This is a genomic window from Actinomycetota bacterium (genome assembly GCA_030682655.1).
Taxonomy (GTDB): Bacteria; Actinomycetota; Coriobacteriia; order Anaerosomatales; family JAUXNU01; genus JAUXNU01.
The window spans coordinates 1-20370 of record JAUXNU010000117.1 but is presented as its reverse complement, the minus strand read 5'-3'; the positions used below and the strand labels follow the sequence as shown (position 1 = coordinate 20370).

18 protein-coding genes are annotated in these 20370 nt (G+C 65.2%); 1 reads left to right on the top strand and 17 read right to left on the bottom strand.

All coding sequences use genetic code 11. The features are described 5' to 3' along the window. Nucleotides 1–277 precede the first annotated feature (277 nt). Nucleotides 278–823, bottom strand: a complete 546-nt coding sequence (locus tag Q8K99_06950; protein ID MDP2182290.1) for a hypothetical protein — start codon at nt 821–823, stop codon at nt 278–280. Nucleotides 824–840: 17 nt separating this feature from the next. Then, nucleotides 841–1437 carry a hypothetical protein gene (locus Q8K99_06945; protein ID MDP2182289.1) on the bottom strand — a complete coding sequence of 199 codons (597 nt, stop codon included), beginning with the start codon at nt 1435–1437 and terminating at the stop codon, nt 841–843. Nucleotides 1438–1972: 535 nt separating this feature from the next. Here Q8K99_06945 and Q8K99_06940 point away from each other — a divergent pair. Continuing rightward, a complete protein-coding gene (locus Q8K99_06940) occupies nt 1973–3010 on the top strand; it encodes a mechanosensitive ion channel family protein (protein MDP2182288.1) in 1038 nt (345 codons plus the stop codon). On the opposite strand, the gene Q8K99_06935 is transcribed toward Q8K99_06940, so the two are convergent. The 15 genes from Q8K99_06935 to Q8K99_06865 all read right to left on the bottom strand — a co-directional run bounded on the left by Q8K99_06935 (nt 3007) and on the right by Q8K99_06865 (nt 20289). Beyond that, nucleotides 3007–4509 (bottom strand): hypothetical protein, encoded by a 1503-nt coding sequence (locus tag Q8K99_06935; protein MDP2182287.1) that lies wholly within the window; start codon nt 4507–4509, stop codon nt 3007–3009. The two genes, Q8K99_06940 and Q8K99_06935, sit on opposite strands and share 4 nt — an antisense overlap. Beyond that, nucleotides 4506–5069, bottom strand: coding sequence for a hypothetical protein (locus tag Q8K99_06930; GenBank protein MDP2182286.1), 564 nt, complete (start codon nt 5067–5069; stop codon nt 4506–4508). The genes Q8K99_06935 and Q8K99_06930 overlap by 4 nt, the downstream gene beginning before the upstream one ends. An 88-nt stretch (nt 5070–5157) precedes the next feature. After that, nucleotides 5158–6342, bottom strand: a complete 1185-nt coding sequence (locus Q8K99_06925; protein MDP2182285.1) for an anthranilate synthase component I family protein — start codon at nt 6340–6342, stop codon at nt 5158–5160. Nucleotides 6343–6433: 91 nt separating this feature from the next. After that, on the bottom strand, nt 6434–7129 hold the full coding sequence (locus Q8K99_06920; protein ID MDP2182284.1) for an aminotransferase class IV: 696 nt from the start codon (nt 7127–7129) through the stop codon (nt 6434–6436). Nucleotides 7130–7179: 50 nt separating this feature from the next. After that, nucleotides 7180–8736 (bottom strand): bifunctional phosphoribosylaminoimidazolecarboxamide formyltransferase/IMP cyclohydrolase, encoded by a 1557-nt coding sequence (purH, locus tag Q8K99_06915; protein ID MDP2182283.1) that lies wholly within the window; start codon nt 8734–8736, stop codon nt 7180–7182. A 96-nt stretch (nt 8737–8832) separates the two neighbouring features. Then, nucleotides 8833–9285, bottom strand: coding sequence for a hypothetical protein (locus Q8K99_06910; protein MDP2182282.1), 453 nt, complete (start codon nt 9283–9285; stop codon nt 8833–8835). Between the two features lie 128 nt (nt 9286–9413). Beyond that, nucleotides 9414–10037, bottom strand: a complete 624-nt coding sequence (gene purN, locus Q8K99_06905; GenBank protein ID MDP2182281.1) for a phosphoribosylglycinamide formyltransferase — start codon at nt 10035–10037, stop codon at nt 9414–9416. After that, nucleotides 10030–11088, bottom strand: a complete 1059-nt coding sequence (gene purM / locus Q8K99_06900; protein MDP2182280.1) for a phosphoribosylformylglycinamidine cyclo-ligase — start codon at nt 11086–11088, stop codon at nt 10030–10032. The genes purN and purM overlap by 8 nt, the downstream gene beginning before the upstream one ends. A 44-nt stretch (nt 11089–11132) precedes the next feature. Further along, entirely contained in the window at nt 11133–11615 is a 483-nt protein-coding gene (locus Q8K99_06895; GenBank protein MDP2182279.1) for a hypothetical protein, read from the bottom strand. After that, nucleotides 11615–13582 carry an LTA synthase family protein gene (locus Q8K99_06890; protein MDP2182278.1) on the bottom strand — a complete coding sequence of 656 codons (1968 nt, stop codon included), beginning with the start codon at nt 13580–13582 and terminating at the stop codon, nt 11615–11617. Before Q8K99_06890 ends, Q8K99_06895 begins: the two co-directional genes overlap by 1 nt. Before the next feature lies 1 nt (nt 13583). After that, a complete protein-coding gene (purF, locus tag Q8K99_06885; protein MDP2182277.1) occupies nt 13584–15071 on the bottom strand; it encodes an amidophosphoribosyltransferase in 1488 nt (495 codons plus the stop codon). Nucleotides 15072–15176: 105 nt separating this feature from the next. Then, nucleotides 15177–16007 carry a prolipoprotein diacylglyceryl transferase gene (locus Q8K99_06880; protein MDP2182276.1) on the bottom strand — a complete coding sequence of 277 codons (831 nt, stop codon included), beginning with the start codon at nt 16005–16007 and terminating at the stop codon, nt 15177–15179. Nucleotides 16008–16011: 4 nt separating this feature from the next. Further along, complete coding sequence (locus Q8K99_06875) at nt 16012–18345, bottom strand: hypothetical protein (GenBank protein ID MDP2182275.1); 2334 nt, start codon at nt 18343–18345, stop codon at nt 16012–16014. A 255-nt stretch (nt 18346–18600) separates the two neighbouring features. Further along, nucleotides 18601–19104 carry a hypothetical protein gene (locus Q8K99_06870; protein ID MDP2182274.1) on the bottom strand — a complete coding sequence of 168 codons (504 nt, stop codon included), beginning with the start codon at nt 19102–19104 and terminating at the stop codon, nt 18601–18603. 57 nt (nt 19105–19161) lie between these two features. After that, nucleotides 19162–20289, bottom strand: coding sequence for an IS630 family transposase (locus Q8K99_06865; GenBank protein ID MDP2182273.1), 1128 nt, complete (start codon nt 20287–20289; stop codon nt 19162–19164). Between the last annotated feature and the right edge of the window lie 81 nt (nt 20290–20370).

The following is a 20370-nucleotide window of genomic DNA, read 5'->3' as shown; positions in this document are numbered from 1 at the left end:
CAACCAGGCGTCGGCTGCGCTCATCCAGGAACGGGGCCAGGAGCTCGAACCGTTCCTTGATGCCGGCCTCTCCATCCATGCGTTGAAGTGTAACATGGCCAGCGCGGTTTCGCGACGGTTATTATGTGCCAGACCCTTAGTCGGACGCCGGTCGTGCGCCCGGCAGAATCAGTGCCCCGTCGCGACGCGAGTCCGTAGGTTCTTGACTCAGACAGCGAACCGACCCGAAGATCGCTCCAGGTCGGTCCGCTACTGCTGGTCCTGTGAAGAACGCCTGCTATCGGAACGAGAACATCTGCAGTATCTCGCCCGTGGCGTCATCGATGATGACGTTCATCTCAGTGTGGACCCCGTCGCTTGACACGTCGCGCTCGTCAGCGGGAAGAAGCGGCATGTTCGGATGACCATGTCGACGAATCTCAACACCGCGGACAGACACGAACCACACGGGACGATCGATGAGTACGTCCGAACTCAGCGAACCGTCGCTCGGATTGTACGAGAGAAGCGCAAAGGTCGCAGTGACACTGCTTGCATTCTGCGCGATGGAGAGGCTCTCTGCTGTCCGAATCGCCGCATCGCTCGTACGCACGCTCTCGTCCCCGGACGACTTGAGCCTGATTCCGAGATCCTTCAGCTCCGCTTCCGTTGCCGCGTCGACGATCATACCCGTCTGGGTCTCACCCGATGCGGCCGAACCGGGAACCACAGCCACCGAGGGTGCGGTTTTCACGGCTACGCCGTCTGCCACCGCAATCCCGACAGCGCAGGAGGCTGCAACGACCACGCCAAGAGCAAGAACCAACGATGAGTGCTTCTGCACGTTGTCACCCCTTCTGCTCAGTATCGGGTATCCCAGATGGTCCACGATCGCTCACCGTTCTGAAGATCGTTGGCCATGGTCGACAAGTCGATGTCTTCGGTCACGGATGCCTGAGCCCATACACCAGAAGTGGTCTTGTAGGACACGGGACCGAAACTGCAATGATTGCTGGTCGTTCCTGGACACTGGTCGGTCTGATAGTACGTCTCCCCGAATATCTCTATGGCGTTGGGCGTCCACGGGACCGTGCTCTTCGCCTTCGTCGTCTTCGTGGATCCATCAATCTGCAAGTAGTAGTTGGTTGCATCGTCTGTGATCTTGAATGAGTGGGTGCCACTTGATCCCGACAGAGATCCATACACGATGTCCCAGTCATAGTAGCTGTTGGAACATTCCCAGAAGAAGCGCGGCACCTCACCGGTTACCGCGTGGTCCTCGGTCCAGCCGATCTGCATGTACTCATAGCCGGTTCCACCAGCTAGCTTGCAGATCATCACCCACGCCGAGGAGGAAGCGTCTCCGCCTCCTACGACCGGATTCTGTGACTCAATGGATGCCGCCACGCCTCGGTTGTAGACGCTCTGGTATCCGCCGTTGTAGTAGTAAGTACGCATAGGCGCTTGAGGGCATCAGAGCAGTCACCACCAACGTCAGACCCAGTACCTTCCCGAGACGGCATGCCAACCAACGCTCACCCATAGGCCATCCCCCGTTCGGTAGAGACCGAGCTCTCACACGGTCTAGCGGACCGGTATTCCCCGGACAAACGCTCTCTCCAGGCCCCCCTGTTGGCATGACTATCCCCAGTCGCCAGTTTCTTGTCCAGACAGTGAAGTGTCCCTGATCGGGGGCGGCTCGATTGCGTGGAGGCCATGACCGGCTGGGTTTCCCGCCTGTGTCGGTTGAGCACCTGCCGCTGCGACAACCGTCGGCTCCTGAGTCTTCGACGACCTTGGGCGAGCGATGCTTGTGGCCGCATTGTCCCAACCGATGTGACACACGAGCCAAAGCCGGAGGTCGGGCTTACTTCCTACGCATATCAGAGGGCTATCCTGGCGTACCCGCACGCGTAGCAGCTCAGTGCGATTGCCAGTGTGCGGTGACATCACTCGCCAGTGATACGATTGCACCGTCCACGGAGGTGAACGCGTGCTTACAACCCTGCTCGAACGCTATGGCGAGGCCGCCACGCTCGTCGCGATCTGGACCGCTACCGGTGTCGCTGTCGACTTCGTCATCTACCGAGTCGTCCTCGCGCGCACCAGGGCTCGCGGCCGGAAGACCGGCACCGCCATAGCGCAATCGGTCCACTGGCTGCCAACGATCACCGCGCTGCTCCTTGGTCTGCGCATCGCCGCGGCGCGGCTTCCGCTCGATTCGCGCGTCGATAGCGCCGTGATCGTCGGCATCAAACTCGCGTTCATCGCGGTCTTCACGCTGAAGGCCGCTGCGTTGGCCGGCCGACTCATCCGCATCTATACCCAGCGCGAGGACACGCCTCTGCCGTCGAGCACTATCTTCGTGAATCTCGCACGCGGCACGATCGTGATCGTGGGCGCGCTCATCGGACTCGCCGCGCTCGACATATCGATCACGCCGCTCGTCACCGCGCTCGGCGTCGGAGGTCTGGCCGTCGGCCTCGCGCTCCAACCCACACTCGAGAACCTGTTCGCTGGCGTCCAGGTGCTCATGAGTCGGCAGATCGAACCGGGCGACTTCGTGCGGTTGCAGACCGGCGAAGAAGGCTACATCCAGGACGTTACCTGGCGAAACACGACCCTCAAGATGCTCTCCAACGACCTCGTCGTCGTGCCGAACGCCATCCTTGGCAAGTCGCTCGTCACCAACTTCACGTCACTCGACGAGCAGCACGCTGTGATTGTGCCCGTCAGCGTGGCATATGCGAGCGACCTCGACCTGGTGGAGCGCGTGGCCGTCGAAGTCGCGAGCGCCGTGATGCGTGAGACCTATGGCGGAGTTCCCGACTTCGAGCCGAGCGCACGCTTCGTCGCCTTCGGAGACTCCGCCATCGAGATGCGCGTGGTCATGCGCGCCGAGCGTTACGACCTGCGCTTCCTCGTGCAGCACGCCTTCATCAAACGCCTCCACGCACGCTTCGCCGAGGAGGGAATCGTGGTCCCGTTCCCGCAGCGAACGATCCACATGGCCAAGGAGAACCGCTCCTAGCGCCCCCGATACTCCGCAACGAGCGTCGCGACCACCATCGCCACGTACCAGAACACAAGCGGCACGACGTGGAATGCGACGCGGCTGAAGCTGTCTGCCGGATTGAGTCGCCCCGGATGGCCGACGCCATGCACCGCCGCCGCGATGACGAAGAACTGGACGATGGCGAAGAGCAGGTACAGCGGCCACCGGCCACTGCGCCACTGACGGCCCCACGCGAAAGACACCGCGATCGCGCCGAACACGAAGTACCACAGGTAGCCGTAGCCGCCCGTCCGGAGCAGGTTCGTCACCATGTTCCGCGTCGACTCCGCAAATCCCGACGGACGCAGCGCGACGAGCCCCGCAAGACCCACAACCTCCAGCGCGCACACGAGCAGAAGCGCGCGGTTGCGGTGGCCGAGCCATGCACGAACACGCGGGAGTGCGCCTATCACCAGCGTAGACGCGGAGCCGAGGATGAGACCCGCAAGCACAGCGGCCGCCTTCTTGCCGCTCAGCTTCTTCGCGGGCCACAACCCGAAGCTGTAGAACGCCGAGCCGTAGACCGTCGCGATAGGAACCGCGGCCGCACAAACGAAGATCGCCTGCGAGCGCCACGACCTCCCGCTCTCGAGCCACAGGACGGTACCCACGACCGCAGGTATCGCAACGTAGGCGATGCCATCGGTTCGCGTGAGCGCCAGACCAGCCGACGCAAGTCCGGCCACGAGCAGCCAGGCGTCGCTCGCGGTATCCGACGGCGAGGACCCGTCATCCTCGGCCCCCAGATATGCCCGCTGCAGGCCAAGGAGAGCGAGCAGCAGATACGCAGCCGTGATCATATGGCTGTGAACGTAGAGCGAGTGGTGCACGTAGGAAGGCACGGACACCATGAACGCGAGTGCGACCAACGCGATGGCTGTCGACCACGCCATCCCCACCCAGCCCCTCGCCCAGCGGGCTGCGGCGGTCGCGACCAGCGCGGCCACATGCAGACTGAGTACCGGATACGGAGTGGCCGTCCAGTCGGAGCCGAAGAAGCGATTGGCGGCGTGAACCGACGGCATCAGAGCTCCGAACGACCCAATGATACTGCGGCTGAGAGTTCCCTGGTCAAAGATCCAGACACCCCACGCCTCGTAGTTGAAGAGACTGTCATACCCTGCGGCCGTGTAGCCGGTCAGTGCGATGACCGCCGACACGCCCACCACGCCGCCGCCCCACACGAGGTAGCTCCAAACGGGGACCCCGTGACCTTCGACGTCCGACCGGTCCCGGGCCACCAGACGTGCGACAGCGAAGAGCGCCGCGGTCGCCAGCGCATAGGGCAGAAGCGGCTGATACTCGACGCGAAGGACTGAGAGCACCGCCGCGACGACAGGCCAGAGCACGAGTCCTGTGGGGTAGGCCGCCAGATGGTAGCCGACTGCACCGAGATGACGCCGGAGGGGCCAAAGCCCGACCCACCCGGCAAGTAGCGAGACTACACTCAGCACGATGCCGCCCGCCGGACTCACTCGGCGCCCTCCTCGGCCAGGCCGATCGGGGCGATGTAGACGCGCGTCCGCGTCGTATCGACGTACAGGCGCACGACCGCGGCGTCATCCGCGCCCGCGACAGCCCAGACATCGCGCGGAAGGGTGATCGCGGTCGGATCGGCCTCGAGGCGCGCCGTCTTGGCCTGCGACAGGACCGGGTCGTACGGCACCTTGCGCACCCGGCCGCCGATGAATGGCGCCATTAGCCCGGAGTTCAGGGTCGACGTGGGCTTGCCGTCGAAGTTGTCAGGGGTGATGGCCAGCAGATCCGCATAGTCCTCCGGGATCTCGAGGTAGACATCGGGCCTGCCTACCTCACGCGCGGCGATCGCGATGACCGGGTTGATTGCCCGCACCCGGCCACTCTGCTCCGCGATCTCCAGGAGCGTCTGCGCGCGCTTGCGTGGCGGGTAGATCCGCGGCGTGCCGGCCCGCGCGACGTCGATCAGGAGCAATCCGGCGAGCAGCACATACACGACCGCGACGACGATAGCCGCCCCGCGACTGCCCCTATCCGCACTCGTGTTGTTGCTCGTCACTTCTCTCCCTGGCGGTAGCGCGGGCGGGGTGCCGCCCGTTCGACGTGCCCGCCGACATCTTGGCGTATCTCACCGGTGAAAGGTAGTCTCACGTCGTCGCGGGCCGCGCCTTGAGTAGCGACTCCGCCCACTCCTCGGCAGGATCGGAATCGATGGTGATGCCGCACCCGGTCCCCCACTTCGCCGACCCCCCGGGCCCGATTTCCAGCGTGCGGATCAGCACTGAGGAGTCCAGCCGCCCTGGCCGCGCCACGATCAGCGCGCCCGTGTAGGCGCCGCGCGGCCCCGCCTCGAGTTCGCCGATGATGTGCATCGCGGCGCGTTTCGGCGCCCCGGTGACCGACCCGCACGGAAACGTCGCGCTGAGCACTTCGGCGAGACCGACGTCCTCGCGCAGGAGGCCCGTCACGTCCGAGACCATCTGGTGGCAGTAGGGCGTGGGCACGATGTCGAAGAGCCGCGTCACTGCCACCGTGCCCGGCACGCATACGATTCCAAGGTCGTTGCGCTCGAGGTCCACGATCATCACGTGTTCGGCGCGTTCCTTGGCCGAGGACCGCAGCTCCTCGACAAGACGCACGTCCTCCTCGGGAGACAGTCCGCGGGGGCGCGTGCCCTTGATGGGCGAGACCATCGCCGACCAGCCGTCCGGGGTTCGCGCGAGCGACAGAAAGCGCTCGGGCGAGACCGAAACCACGCCACCTTCGGGCCATGCCAGCACCGCCGACATCTCCGCGCCGAAGCGCCAGTGCATCGAGGCGAACAGCTCACCGGGGTGCCGTGACGCTGCGCGTCCTTCGAGCAGGTAGGTGAGGTTGAGCACATACACGTTGCCGTCGACGATGGCGGCCCGGACGCGCTCGACACCCTGCATGTACGCGGTCGCGTCGACGCTCGCGACGGCTCCCTCGAGAACCGGCACTGGTGGCTCGAACGCACCTGGCCGCGCCGTCGCAGGCTCGCGACCCCAGGGCTCCCACGAGACGCCGTCGGTACTCGAGAGCCCGCCATCGTACACGTGCACCCGGCACGGTCCCTCGTAGGGAACCAGCGCCGCAGCGCACGAGGGGCGGCGTGACTCCAGCGACGCGGTCAGTACCGCAGCAACGTCACCGACGGAAGCGCCCGTATGGATCTCGACCGGCTCCTGACATGCGAGATGCTCGCCACCGAACCAACCGCCGGACGACGAGGGAGCGAGAAGCAGCGGCGAGGACTCCGGGATCAGACCCGCAAGGACGTCCGCTTCGGGCCGGGTCGTCGCAGGCAGCAAGCGCTCACCCTCTCGGGTCGGCGCCGCGGGATGCCCGGGTTGGGCTGGCATACGGCGAGTCGGTCGGTCACATCTTGCGCGAAGTCGCGCGTCAGGGACAGGCGGCGCCTCCGAACAGGTCTTCGAACACGCGGACGAACGCTTCGCTCACCGAACCGCCCCGGTCTCGAACGGCCACCGCTCCCGCAACTGCGGTTGTCAGGAATACCTCCTGCGCACGCTCGTAGTCGTCGATTCCCAGCTTGGTCTCGACAGCTTCGATGCCGAATCTCGGTGCGACTTCGAGCACTACGGACCGAGAGACCCCGGCCAAGGCGGGCGGCGAGGGCGGCGTCAAGACCTGCAGACCCATAGCAAGCCACACGGTGGCCTGGCTTCCATCAATGAGAGCGCCATCTGAGTCAACGAGCACCGCGACGTCGGCTCCTCGGCCTCGCGCGATATCGAGCGGAACATCCCAGAAGGAGCGGTCGGCCGGCTTTGCCCCACCGGGCGGAAGCCGCGGGATCTCGCTTTCCACAAGCGCGACGCGCGGCCCGCCGGGAATGCAGATCGTGGATGGCTCGGCGGTTACCTCCGCGAGCACCAGTCCATCGGAAGCCACGATCAGCGCGAGGCGGCCGTACGAGGCGGTCCACTCAGATGCAGCGTGCAACGCCTCGGCCCGGGCAGCCGCAACTATCTCCGAATCGCATCCGCCCGCAGCGAGGCGGGCAAGATGCCGGTCAAGGAGTGGCATCTTCCCATCTTGCACTCGAATCGTCTCGCGAAGTGCCTGCTCTGGCATCCTGCAACTCCCCCCGTCGCCTGCATCATGCTTGCGGACCGCGCCGCGCGCTAGTGCCGGAAGTGGCGATGTCCGGTGAAGACCATCGCAACACCAAGCTCGTCAGCTTTGTCGATACACTCCTGGTCGCGCATTGAACCGCCCGGCTGGATCACGGCGGTCACTCCCGCAGCTGCACAGACCTCAAGCGAATCCGGGAAGGGCATGAACGCGTCGCTGGCGGCCACCGCGCCCTTCGCCTTGACTCCGGCCTTCTCGACAGCGATCTTGGCCGAGTCCACGCGGCTCATCTGACCGGCGCCGACGCCGACGCTGGCAGAGTCCTTGGCCAGGAGGATCGCGTTCGATTTCACGGACTTCGCGACCTTCCACGCGAAGAGCAGTTGCGCCATCTCTTCATCGGAGGGCGCGCGACGCGTGACTACCTGGAAGTCGGCAGGATCTTCGGTGACGCTGTCGCTGGTCTGGCAGAGCATCCCGCCCTCGACGGCTCGCGATTCGTAGTGCCCCGCGAGTGACCGCACCCCGCCGGTGCGCAGGACGCGGATGTTCGGCTTCTCGGCGAGAAGTGTGAGGGCGTCCGCCTCGAACTCCGGTGCGATCATGACCTCGACGAACTGGCCGTTGTCATAGACCGCCTGAACCAGTGAGGCGGGGACGGGCCGGTTGAACGCCATAACCCCGCCGAATGCGCTGATAGGATCGGACTCGTGCGCCCGCACGTAGGCGACCATGATGTCGTGAGCGATGGCAGTCCCGCACGGGTTCATGTGTTTCACGATCACGCACGCGGGCTCCTCGAACTCGCGTACGGCACTCCAACACGCGTCCGTGTCGAGAATGTTGTTGTAGGAAAGCTCCTTGCCCTGGAGCTGCTCGGCGCGCCCCAGCGTGTGCTCCTTGCTGTCCGCGAAACGGTAGAAGGCAGCGAGCTGGTGGGGGTTCTCACCGTAACGGAGGTCCTGAACCTTCTCGAGCCGGAAGCGCACCTCATCGGGGAACGCCTGGCCTGTGTACTCGGACAGGTACATCCAAATCGCGCTGTCGTAGGCGCTCGTCTTGCGGAAGACCTCGGTAGCGAGACGCTTGCGGGTGTCATAGAGCGTGGCTCCGCCCGTGTCGCGCATCTCGCCGAGGACGGCATCGTACTCCCCCGGGTCGGTCACGACTGCCACGCTGGCGAAGTTCTTTGCCGCGGAGCGCAGCATGCTCGGTCCGCCGATGTCGATGTTCTCGATGGCCTCCTCGAGCGTGACCTGGGGATTGGCCACCGTCGCCTCGAACGCGTAGAGGTTCACGACCACCATGTCGATCATGCCGATACCGTGCTCCTCGGCAGCGGCCATGTGCTCGGGAACGTCGCGACGGGCAAGCAGGCCGCCATGTACGCGCGGATGGAGTGTCTTGACGCGTCCGTCCATCATCTCGGGGAAGCCGGTAAGGTCATCGATCGGGCGCACATCCACGCCGCCCTCGGCGAGCGCGCGGGCGGTGCCACCGGTCGAGACGATCTCAACACCGAATTCCTGCAACGCTTTGCAGAAGTCCACCACTCCGGTCTTGTCGGTGACCGAAACGAGCGCGCGCTTTACCTTCACCTGATCCATTTGTCTCTCCCTCGAGCCGACCTGCCAGGCGGTCCGGATCGCGAAATCGCGGCCCGGGGGCAGTGCTAACCTCGATTGTAGCGGCTCGAGCGCAAGTTAGAAGACGTAGCCCTCCGAAAGAGCAACGTACTCGGACGAAGCGGCCACGCTGCGGCGCACTCTCGCCTCCATGTCTTCGGTCACCTCGACGCGAATGGGCATCATGCGTCGCAGGAGTTGCGCACGCTCGAAGATCGGATCGACCATGCGCTCGCCAAAGACCTCGACCGCGACCCGGTAGGAGAGATCGAGGTCCGCCAGCCTGGTGAGCTCAAGGTCGTACGACTCGAGAATCGCCTGCGTAGAGCGAGCGAATGCCATCCGCAGCTGAACGTCGCTCTCCTCCCATTCCTCGCGGAGGTACGCGGCCCGTGCGTAAACAACCTTCTCCCAGGCGACACGGATCGTCTTCATGGGCTGTTCCGGGTCGGTCTCCCGGAAGACCAGAAGCCCGTCGTCCTTCCAGGCCTGCCAGTCAACGCGCTGGCGGTTCCATCTTTGGTGAGCCATGATCGCGGCCACACCTCCCCCTCACGAGTTGTGCCAACGTACGACACAATCGTGACGAGAGCGTCTATCCAAAGTCTAAACCGGCTGCTCAAAAGGGGTGTTTTGGCGCTACGACTCAGTGCCTCGCGCTACGGCAGCGGCAGGATTCGCGCCTTCTTGCCCTCGACGATGATGCGGTCCTCGGCCATCCACTGGAGGACCATCGGGAAGAGGCGGTGCTCGACCTCGTGGACCTTGGCCTCGAGCGATTCGAGTGTGTCGTCCTCGGCGATAGACACGCACTCCTGAGCGAGGATGGAGCCGTCGTCGAACTTCTCGTTGGCCAGATGCACGGTCACGCCGGTCACCTTCACGCCGAAATCGAAAGCGTCCTGGATGCCCGATGCGCCGGGGAACGACGGCAGCAGCGCCGGGTGGATGTTCAGCACCCGGTTCGGGAATGCATCAAGGACCTGCTTGCCAAGGAGCCTCATGTAGCCCGCCATCGCGACCACGTCCACCTCGCGTTCGAGGAGAGTGTCGCGGATGAAGCTGTTGTATTGCGCGAAAGTCTCGAACGCCGCGCGATCCACATGAAGGGCAGGGATGCCCGCCTTCTCGGCGCGCTTCAGGCCGTACGCTCCCTCGTGATTGCTCATCACGACCACGACTCTGGCGTCCAGGCGGCCGTCCTCGCACGCGTCGATTATCGACTGCAGGTTCGTACCGCCTCCGGAGATCAGCACGCCGATGCGCATCTTCTTCTCAGCCATAGACGACCTTCCCGCTCCCGGCCACGATCTCGCCTATCTCGAATACCCTCTCGCCGCCCGCCCGCAACGCCGCTGCCAGACCGGCCGCGTGCTTCGGGTCGACGACGACCGCCATCCCGATTCCCATGTTGAACGTGCGGTAGAGCTCCTCGGCAGGAAGCGCGGTTTCCTTGGCCAGGATCTCGAAGATGCGCGGCACCTTCCACGAGCCGAGGACGATGCGCGCGTCGCAGTTCGCAGGCAACACGCGGTCGAGGTTTTCAGTGATGCCGCCACCGGTGATGTGCGCCAGCGCCTTCGCGGCAGGGACCTGCGCGATCGCGTCGAGCACCGAGCGCACGTAGATGCGCGTGGGTGTGAGCAGCGTGTCGGCAAGCGTCGCTCCGCCGAGGTCGACGCGCGGGAGCACGAGTGCGTCCTCGTGGCCGTCCACGAGCACGCGGCGTATGAGCGAGAAGCCGTTGGAGTGCACGCCGCTGCTCGCGAGTCCGAGCACGATGTCGCCGGGCGCCACCGAGCTGCCGTCGATCATCTTGGACCGGTCGACCACGCCGACGCAGAAGCCCGAGAGGTCGTAGTCGTCCTCGGCCATGACGCCGGGGTGCTCGGCCATCTCCCCGCCGACGAGTGCGCATCCCGCCTGACGGCAGCCTTCGGCAATGCCGCCGACGATCGCGCTCATGCGCTCGCTGTCGAGCTTGCCGATCGCGACGTAGTCGAGGAAGAACAGCGGCTCGGCGCCGGTGACGAGGATGTCGTTGACGCACATCGCAACGAGGTCGATGCCGACCGTGTCGTGGCGATCGAGCAGCTGGGCGAGCTTGAGCTTCGTGCCCACGCCGTCGGTGCCGGACACCATCACGGGGTCGGCCATGTCCTTGAACGCCGCCGCCGAGAACAGCCCGCCGAATCCGCCGATGTCGCCGATGACCTCGGGCCGGTACGTCGAACGCACCGCATCGCGGATCGACTCGACCGCACGCGCGCCTTCGCCGGTGTCGACACCAGCGTCGCGGTAGCTGATCGGGTGCTTGTCGTCGCGATCGGTCATGACTCCCCTTCCGGCTCCTGCTTCCGAAGCGATTCTACCCCACGTCACCCCGCCAGCCGCGACACGATCACCGAGATCGCGAGCGATACCGCCACCGCCAAGGAGAGCGCAGTAAGCCACCCCGTCCCGTGCGTCACGCGCCGCCCCGCGAACGCGCCCGCCCACGCCGGCAGCCCGTACCCGAGCGCGAGCGACCCGAGCCCCCAGATCGCGAGCGCGATCCAGTCCGCCGACCCCGCAGCCTCCCCCGCGAGCCCCTGCGCGCCCTGCGCGAGGTCGATGCCCGCGAGCACCACCATCGCACCGTCGCCAAGGAACCACACGCCGGCCAGCTCGCCGAGCGCGAGAGTCAGCCGCGAGCGCGGGATCCGTGCCGTGCGCTTTCCTCGGCCACCCTTCGCGCCCCAGCGACCGGAGCCGACTGCAAGCAGCACCGCACACACGGCGGCGCCGATCACAGCGAGCAGCGGGTTGTACCCGGCGGCAAGTCTTCCGCCCAGGACAACGGCGTCGAGCATGTCTCCCATCACAGGTCCTTCGGGATGATCGCGCCTTCGCGGCCGCCGGCGTCTGGACGCACCGGCAGACCGCGCGCCCACTCATCGGCAAGTTCGCCAAGGAGCCGCGCGTTCTCGAAGTCCCTCCGCTCCGCCTCGGTCACTTCGGCGGGCTCTCCGGTCACAACGTCGATCGCCCGGCCGTCGTCGAAGGACAGCTTGGGCAGGAACACCACACGCGAGTTCACGAACGCGCCGCCTGGGAAGTACGTCCGCGTCGGCACCAGCTCGTAGCCCTCACGGAACGCGTCGCGCCCGACATGCGGCGTCGCCGACAAGTCTATGCCCAGCGGGTCTGCCAGCGTTGGCATGAAGTCGGTCATGCCGACCACGGCATCCACGCGACGCGGCTCGCGCTGCTTGGGCAGGTGGATGATGAGCGGCACCCGCTGCCGGTCGGCGTACGTGTACGGCCGTCCGAGGATCTCGTCGAGCAGCTCCTTGTCGCCTCCCTCCGGCGAGATGTCCTTGATACCCATGTGGTCGCCAAGCACGACCAGGATGCAGGAATCGTACAGCCCAGACTTCTTGAGCTGGGCCACGAACTTGCCGAATGCCATGTCCGTGTAGCTCAGCGCGGTCGTATACTCGCCCATCTTCGAGCTGCGCTGCGTGGCCGAGGAGATCTTGAGCGGCCTGCGGGCGGGCGGCACGTACCGAAACGGCGCGTGAGACGACAGCGTCACGAAGAGCGAGAAGAACGGCGTATCGCTGGCTTCCAGACTCTCAAGAACCTTCGCGCCCTCCGCGAACAGCACCTCATCGGAAGCACCGCGCCACATGTTGTCTTTCTTCGGGAGTGACTCGCGGTCGTAGTAGGCCGAGTACCCGAGAGCCGGGTAGAGCTCCTTGCGATTCCAGTATTCCGCCTGGTTCTGGTGTAGCGTTATCGATCGATAACCTCGCTCTCCCAGCAACCGCGGCAGCGAGGTCAGCTCCCGGTCGGCGTATTCGATCGAGGCCGCCTTGCCGCGCGGCGGAAGAAGCGACGTCACGAGCGCGTACTCAGCGTCGGCCGTGTTGCCACCGGCGATCTGCGAGAACATGTTCGGGAAGTACCAGCTCTCCTCGGCCAAGGCGTTGACGTTCGGCGTGATCTCCGCGCCGTCGATCTTGGCATTCACGAGCATGTCTTGCAGCGCCTCGAACTGCACGATGATCACGCTGCTGCCCTTGTATGCGCCCGGCTTGAACCCGGCGATGCGGGGCCCGTCGTCAGCGCCGCGTACGGCCTCGATGCGCCGCTGGAAGCGCTCGGCAGGCGAGAGGTTCTCATCCACCGTGGCCGTCGGCTCGACCGACGCGACCGCCGAGGCCTTGGCCGGTCGGCGAAGCGCGCCCGCGATCTGGTAGGCCGCAACCCCGCGCAGCTCCGCCACCGCGGTGCTGTCCGCCGAGGACGGCACGCGCGTCACGAGCAGCATCTGCACCCCGAACACGACAAGCGCCAGCGCGGTCGCTGCCATCACGCGCATGCTGCGCTCGCTCGCGAGTCGGCCGGCCCGCGAGCGCATGCGCATGCCCACGGCCCACGCCGCCACCAGCGGCCAGTCTAGGAAGAACAGCGCGTGAATCGGACGCAGTAGCTCGGCGATGATGTCCTTGACCGATCCGACCTGGTTCGCGGCCGCGATGAGGCGCACGTCGAAGATCAGGTCGTAGTAGGCGACATACATCGCATTGGAGAACATCACGAAGCACGCGAACGCATAGACGGCGACATCGGCAAGGTGCGATCTCCTTGGCCAGATCAGATCTGCGAGGCCAAGGAAGAGCACGATCGCCGCGGTTTCGAGCACGAGAGCGAGAAGAGGGTTGGCGGATCCGAGGGTGAGCCAGCGCATGAGCCACGCCTTGAGGACCGCGAGGACGACGAGCACGAGCAGGAACGGATCGTGTGTGCGCCCGCGCGCGGCTCGGTCAGGCCGGGCTGCCATCTCAGGTGCGCGGCTCGAGCGAAAGCTTGCCGCGCTTGACCGATTCGGGGATCTCGATCGGGTACTCCCCGTCGAAGCACGCGCGGCAGAATTCGCCCTTGTCGGTACCTGTGGAGGACACTAGCGCATCGAGCGAGAGATACGCCAGCGAGTCGGCCCCGATGAAGTCGCGGACCTCCTCGACACTATGGGAGCTGGCGATGAGTTGCTCCTGCGTGTCGGTGTCGATGCCGTAGAAGCATGGCCAGACAACGGGGGGCGAGGTGATTCGCAGGTGGACCTCGGCAGCCCCGCTGTCGCGCAGGAGCTGCACAAGCTTGCGGGACGTGTTTCCTCGGACGATCGAGTCGTCCACGACTATGAGGCGTTTGTCCTTGATGGCGTGGCGCAGAGGGTTGAGCTTGAGGCGGATGCCCTGCTGGCGAAGATACTGCGAGGGCGAGATGAACGTACGTCCGACGTAGCGATTCTTGACGAGACCCTCGCCAAAGGGGATGCCGCTTGCCTGCGCGAAGCCGACAGCAGCAGGCACGCCCGAGTCGGGCACACCCATGACGAGATCGGCTTCGACAGGCGACTCCTCGGCCAGGAAAGCACCCATCTGGCGACGCGCCTCGTACAGCGTGCAGTCATAGAGCACGCTGTCGGGTCGGGCGAAGTACACGAACTCGAAGATGCACAGACTCGACTTCTGCGGCGCGATGGCTTGCTCGGCCTCGAGCCCGTTGGCACTCAGCTTGACCATCTCGCCTGGCGCGACGTCGCGCATGAACTCGGCGCCGATGATGTCCAACCCGCACGTCTCACTCGAGATCACCCATCCGGTGCCGTCCAGCTTGCCAAGGACGAGCGGGCGAAGGCCGTGGGGGTCACGGAACGCGTAGACGGCCTCCTCGGTCAGAACCACGACGGCATACGCGCCTCGGATGAGCTCCATCGTGTCGCGAATACCCGCGCGGATGGAGCCATGCTCCGGCGTGAAGTGGCCAATGAGGGTAGCGATGACCTCCGAGTCAGTCGTCGAACGGAAGCGCACGCCGTTGCTCTTGAGGACATCGCGCAGCTCCACGGTGTTGACGATGTTGCCATTGTGCGCGAGCGCGATGACCTGGTGGCCGATGGCCGAGAGGTGCGGCTGCGCGTTCTCCCACGAGGTCGAGGAGCCGGTCGTCGAGTAGCGGGTGTGCCCGATGGCGACTTCGCCGGTCAGCGAGTCCAGATCGGACTCCTTGAAGACCCTGGACACGAGGCCGAGGTTCTTTGTGACCGTGACCGTCTCGTGGTCACCCACCGCGATGCCGGCAGACTCCTGTCCGCGGTGCTGCAGTGCGTGCAGCCCGAAGTAGGTCAGCCGAGCGACGTCTTGCCCCGGCGCGTATACGGCAAAGACGCCGCAGGCTTCTTCGGGATGCTCGGGACGCTCGGCGAGGATCCAGTCCTCATCGGAAGGCGGAGGGCCTGCAAGCCCTCGTGATTCGTTGCTGCTCATGCGCGGTCGGCGCGCTCCTCGGCGAGTTCGAGGCGGAACCGGACGCGCGTAGGATACCATGTGAGCGGACCGCGAGGGAGGTTCCGCGTGCGCAGACTGTTCTGATCACCCGGCGGCGCCGTCTCCTGTCCGCCTCGCCAGCGCAACCCGCCACCGCCACACGGCAAGCCCCGCGCACGCGACCCCCGTCGCCGCATAGATCGGCCAGTAGATGGCCGGGTCGGTGAGCGTGTCGGGGTGCACGCGAAGCGTCCAGTTCGCATAGCGCACGATCGCGAACAGCCCCACGAATGCCAGGAACGGCACCCCGTCGGGCGCTCGCCTCGCCATCAGCACCGCCGCGACCCCAGCGCACGCGAGAGCCCCGACCGCCTCGTATAGCTGCGTCGGATGCACCGGCAGCGGCGCGTCGAAGAGCCCGACGTAGCCGTGGGCCATCTCCCACAGGTGCGAGTAGCTCCCCGGCGGGAACAGCACACCAAGCCACCCCTCGGTCAGTCGCCCGAAACAGCAGCCGTTCGCGAAACAGCCGAGCCGCATGATCGCGATCCCGACACCGAGCGCAGGCGCGGCCGCGTCCGCAAGCCGCCAAACGTCGACATGGCGTACCCGGGCGACAACGAGACCCGCGATTGCCGCTCCCGCGATGCCACCGAACATCGCGAACCCTGTCGGGTTGAGATTCCAGATCTGCGATGGGTCCTCGGCATAGATCGACGGGTTCGTTGCGATGTGCCACAGGCGCGCGCCGACCGGAAGCGCGATCGCCGTCGCGACGAACACCACGAGCGCGTCGCGCGGAGACACACCACGGCGGGTCGCAACGTACCAGGCGAGCGCCACCGCCAAGGCAGCCGCGACCATGAACGCCGCCCGGTACGACGACACCTCGAATCCGCGCCCGAACAGCGGAATCGTCAGCAGTACTTTGTGCATCGACCTACTTCGCCGCCGAGAACGTGCCCGACATCATGATCTTGGACTTCTGATAGGGCGCGGTCCACGAGCCGGACATCTTCATGCCGCCGTTCTTCTCGAAGGCGACGGTGCCGCTCATCGTGTATGTCGTGCCCTGACTGGTGACCGTCATCTTGAGCGCTCCATCGCTGTAGGTCGCGGGACCGCTGCCCGAGCTACCCTGTGCGTTCATCGTGACCGTGCCGCTGCCGGAATCGTTGAGCTTGAACACGAACGTCGCAGCCTGCTTCTTGCCTTCGAGCTGCTTGAAGACCTGCTCGCATCCCGCCTCGTCGGCGGTCTTCTGCTCGCTTTCGGGAATGTCGACCTTGACGATGATCAGCGAGCCGCTCCAGCTGCCGTTGACCTGAGCGGGATCGGGTGGCACCGCAAGCGCCGACGTGATCAGCTCGGTCAGAAGGCCGTCGGTGAGCCCGGCGGCGATGAGGTTGTCGAGGTAGTCCGTAGCATTCGCTCCGATGATGGTCGTTCCCGCATCGAGATAGCCCTGCAGGGTCTTTGGGAAGCCCTTGGACAGCAGATCGGCGAGCGATCCCTTGATGGTCTCTTTGGCGTTGGAGAGGAAGCCCGCACCGCCCCCGGCAATGAGGTCGCGGATCTTCTTGATCATCGCGTCGCGGCTCGACTTGATGAGCTGCCCGACCGCCTGGTTGATCTCGAGCTTGATTGAATTGGAGACGAGGTTCATCGCCTCGGCTTTCGTTAGCCCCTTCTTGATGAGCAGGTCGACTATCGCCTTGCTTACCTGCTTGCGTTCGGCCGCGTTCACCGCACTCCCCACGAGCGAGGTCAGCGTCTTGCTGAACGCACCGATGCCTTCCTTGGCGCCCTTCAGCAGGCCGGGAATCTGGCTGCCCTTGAGGATGACCTTGCTGCCACCGATGGCGCCGAGCACGATCTCGACGATACCTACAGCGACATCCGCCGAGGAGGACTTCTTGTTCGCGACCTTGTAGATGCCCTTCGCCATACCCGTGAACATGCCGGTGGTTATCTTGGTGAGGCCCCCGACCGCCCAACCTGCAGTACCGGAGATCTTGCCCTTGCCGAAGATCTTCTCGAAGGTCCAGCTCGTGGCACCGCCGGCCGCCTCGCCGGCCCCTTTCTCGACATCATCGATGTAGTCGCCCGCGGTCTTGAGGGTGTCGGCCCCGGACACGCCATTCTTGTAGTTGTCGACAAGGTCCTTCGTGTTCCGGCCGATGTCGTCGGCGATGTCCTTGCCGCTATTGCCGTACCAGATACCGGTGCCGACACGCGAGATGTTGTACACGCCTGCGTTGAGCACATCCACGCCGGTGCCAACGACCGTCTTCGCCTTGCCGAACGCGCCCTTGACCGCGCCCCAACCGGAGGACAGCCAGCCCTCTTTCGGCGGCTCGGCCTTCGCCTGCATCTGGAGCACGTCGTTCGCGGCGCCGTAGTCCTTGCCCGCCTCGTACTTGCCCCCATCGGCAGCGTACGCAGGCTCCGGCCCGATGCCGGGCATCGGCACGCCGGGGACAGCGATGACGCGCGAGGTGTCGAGCGAGGCGAAGTGCTCGTTCAGCGCGCCGTTCCACTCCTTGGTCGCCGCGTAGAAGCCCTTGATGGCCTGCACGTCCTCGGCGGTCATGCCCTCGCGCGGCTCGAGCCCATCGACGAGCGGACCGAGTTCCGCCATCTGCGAGTCCATCCAGCCGAGCGCCTCACGCGAGAAGTAGTAGTCGGCGCTGGCGAGCTGCTCGAGTCCGGCGTTCACATTCGCGATACCGGCCGCGACAGGCTCGAGCGCCTTCAGCGCATCGCCAAGCAGCTTCTCCATCTTCAAATCGAGGTCGCTGTTGGCAGCCTTGACCTTCGCGTCCGAGCTGTCCGCGAGCCCGTCGATCATCACCGCGGCGTAGCCCGCGATGGTATTCACGTCCTCGAGGTACAGGCCGCCGACGTCGACGGCCTTTGAGACCGCGAGGTACGCAGCCATGTCGGCGGTGTAGGCTTGCGTCGGCTCCTGCGACGCCAACGACGCGTACTGCGCCTCGCCGATCGCCTCTTTCGTGCCAACAAGCGCGACCTGCGAGAGGGTCTCGAGTGCGATGTCCTTCACTGCGGGATCGGCCTTGTACACGATCTCGAGGTAGTCCGCATACGCCGTGCGAAGCTCGGCCATCGCCGGCTTGGCCGCCTCGCATGCCTTCACGATCCCGTCGGCCTCGGCGGTTATCTCGTCGATCTTGGCCGCGCGCGCGGTGTCGAACTCCTCGGTGTTCTGCGAGGGCAGAGGCTGCGCGCCGTCGTAGAACGGCCCACCGGTCATCGCGGTTTCGACTGTGTCGTTCCACAGGAACGCGTCGATGTTCCCCTCGCCGATCTCCTACTCGGTGGTGAACGGGGCTTTCAACCCTCCCAGGCCGAGACTGCTGCACCCCCCGAGGAATCCCGACGTTGCCAGTACGATTGCGAGTAGGGCCGAGACCGCGCGTTTCATCAAGACCTCCCAGTCTGGCAGCCCAGGAGCTGCCCTTCGCACTATTCCGATACTACGTTCCGACGCGATGCAGGCATCGCGGAACTACTCCGGCGCCAACACAGGAGCGGCAGGCGCCGCCTTCTCTCCACCTGACTTGGCGAATTCGGCAACGGTCGCGCCCACAGTCATCGCCGCCCCCAGGAACACGAGCAGGAGCGAGGCCGAGAACAGGCCAGCCGTGCCGTACAACAGCGCAGCGGCAGCGAGGACAAACGCGATCGCCGTGACGAGCGCCGCCCAAGGCGACTTCTTGATCTTGGGCCGCCCCTTGACCTCCGTGAACTTGGAGCCGCGCCCGGTCACGAAGCCAAGACCGGCCCCGACTACGGAGAGGACGCCGACCATGAGCCAGTTCATCTGTACATGTGTGTACGCAATCAGCACGACCGGACCGGCGATAGCGACAAGCGCGCGGATCGACATGCCGACCACTCCGAAATGGCGTGGCCTGGTCTGCAGGACGAACGCTACGAGCGCAAGCAGCGCGACAAGCCCGACTGCGACCATGCGCACGAGGCCGTATGTCTGAGCAATGTTCTCTTCCACAACGATCACCTCCGTACGTAGGCCACTAGTACTTCGTTCCTGAAGAATAGTTACACATCAAGCCACCTCGAGATCGAACTTGTTCCAGCGGAGAACGACAGGCGAGGCGTTGAACTCGTCGATGCCCCGCAGGATGCGCGCTTTCAGCTCGTCGATCGAGTCAACACGGATGTGACGCAGAAACGTCCTGGCCATCTTGGAGAACACGCACTCGATGAGATTGAGCCAGGAGCCGTGCTTGGGCGTGTGAACGTATTCGAATCTGCCCGGCCGGGTACCGAGATAGGCCATGGTCTCCTTCGAGATGTGGGCCGAGTGGTTGTCCAGCACCACGCGGATGGTCGCGTCTGGCGGGTAGTACTCGTCGAGCCGTCTGAGCAACCCGATGAACTCCACGCTCCTGTGACGGTCCTCCACGTTGGCGAGGATGTGACCCGAGTGCAGGTCGATCGCGGCCAGGATCGAGACCGTGCCGTGCCGGACGTACTCGTAGTCGCGTCCGGCACAAGGAGCCTTGCCCGGGACCGGCGGCAGGTCCGGCGCGGTCAGCCCGAGCGCCTGGACCCCCGGCTTCTCATCGACGCTGACGGTGTAGACGGAATCGGGTCCGCTTCCGTCGGCAAGGACCGAGACCTCCCGATACACCATCAGCACCTCCTGCATCTTGCGGTCGAAGTCCGGGTCACGCTTCTCCAGGTAGTAACGGATCCTGTGGGGCTTGATGTCGTTGGAGTCGAGGACGCGCCACACGGTGGTCTTGCCCGCACGCGCCAGACGGGGGAAGCCCGCGGCTCCGGCATGCTCGGACACGAACCGCGCCAGCTCAGAGATCGTCCACAGCTCGGCGGCCAGGCCATGGTCCTTGGGCTTGGTGCAGGCGATGCTCACCACCCACGCCCTGGCCTCATCGCTGATCTCCGGTTCGTGCGGACGGTGGTAGGCATCTTTCAATCCAGCCTGCACTCCCGCCGCCAGCGCTTTGTCGATGCACTTGTAGATCGCGGGACGGCTCAGACCGATCCGCCGCTGCAGGTCGGTGATCGAGGCACCTTCCGAGTAGCCCAGCAGCACTCTGGCGCGCTCAACCTCGCGCACCGGCGCCGTTCTCGACCCGGCCAGTCCCTTGAGCATCGTCTCCTGCTCCTCGGTCAACACGAGCGCCGCACGCCTCGTCTTCCCCGCCATGATCGCCTCCGTCAAGAGTCGGGACAGCATCATGGCTATTGTAGCCTAATATGTAATGGTCTTGTGGGAATGCACTACTAG

Bases quoted from the DNA above. Each gene is read 5' to 3' on its own strand.
- Q8K99_06895 (MDP2182279.1), bottom strand. From the start codon at position 11,615: ATGGGAGACATGCTCGACGCCGTTGTCCTGGGCGGAAGACTTGCCGCC.
- Q8K99_06920 (MDP2182284.1), bottom strand. From the start codon at position 7,129: ATGCCAGAGCAGGCACTTCGCGAGACGATTCGAGTGCAAGATGGGAAG.
- Q8K99_06880 (MDP2182276.1), bottom strand. From the start codon at position 16,007: ATGCACAAAGTACTGCTGACGATTCCGCTGTTCGGGCGCGGATTCGAG.
- purM (MDP2182280.1), bottom strand. From the start codon at position 11,088: ATGACCGATCGCGACGACAAGCACCCGATCAGCTACCGCGACGCTGGT.
- Q8K99_06865 (MDP2182273.1), bottom strand. From the start codon at position 20,289: ATGGCGGGGAAGACGAGGCGTGCGGCGCTCGTGTTGACCGAGGAGCAG.
- purH (MDP2182283.1), bottom strand. From the start codon at position 8,736: ATGGATCAGGTGAAGGTAAAGCGCGCGCTCGTTTCGGTCACCGACAAG.
- Q8K99_06945 (MDP2182289.1), bottom strand. From the start codon at position 1,437: ATGCGTACTTACTACTACAACGGCGGATACCAGAGCGTCTACAACCGA.
- purN (MDP2182281.1), bottom strand. From the start codon at position 10,037: ATGGCTGAGAAGAAGATGCGCATCGGCGTGCTGATCTCCGGAGGCGGT.
- Q8K99_06910 (MDP2182282.1), bottom strand. From the start codon at position 9,285: ATGGCTCACCAAAGATGGAACCGCCAGCGCGTTGACTGGCAGGCCTGG.
- Q8K99_06890 (MDP2182278.1), bottom strand. From the start codon at position 13,582: ATGGCAGCCCGGCCTGACCGAGCCGCGCGCGGGCGCACACACGATCCG.
- purF (MDP2182277.1), bottom strand. From the start codon at position 15,071: ATGAGCAGCAACGAATCACGAGGGCTTGCAGGCCCTCCGCCTTCCGAT.
- Q8K99_06875 (MDP2182275.1), bottom strand. From the start codon at position 18,345: ATGACCGGTGGGCCGTTCTACGACGGCGCGCAGCCTCTGCCCTCGCAG.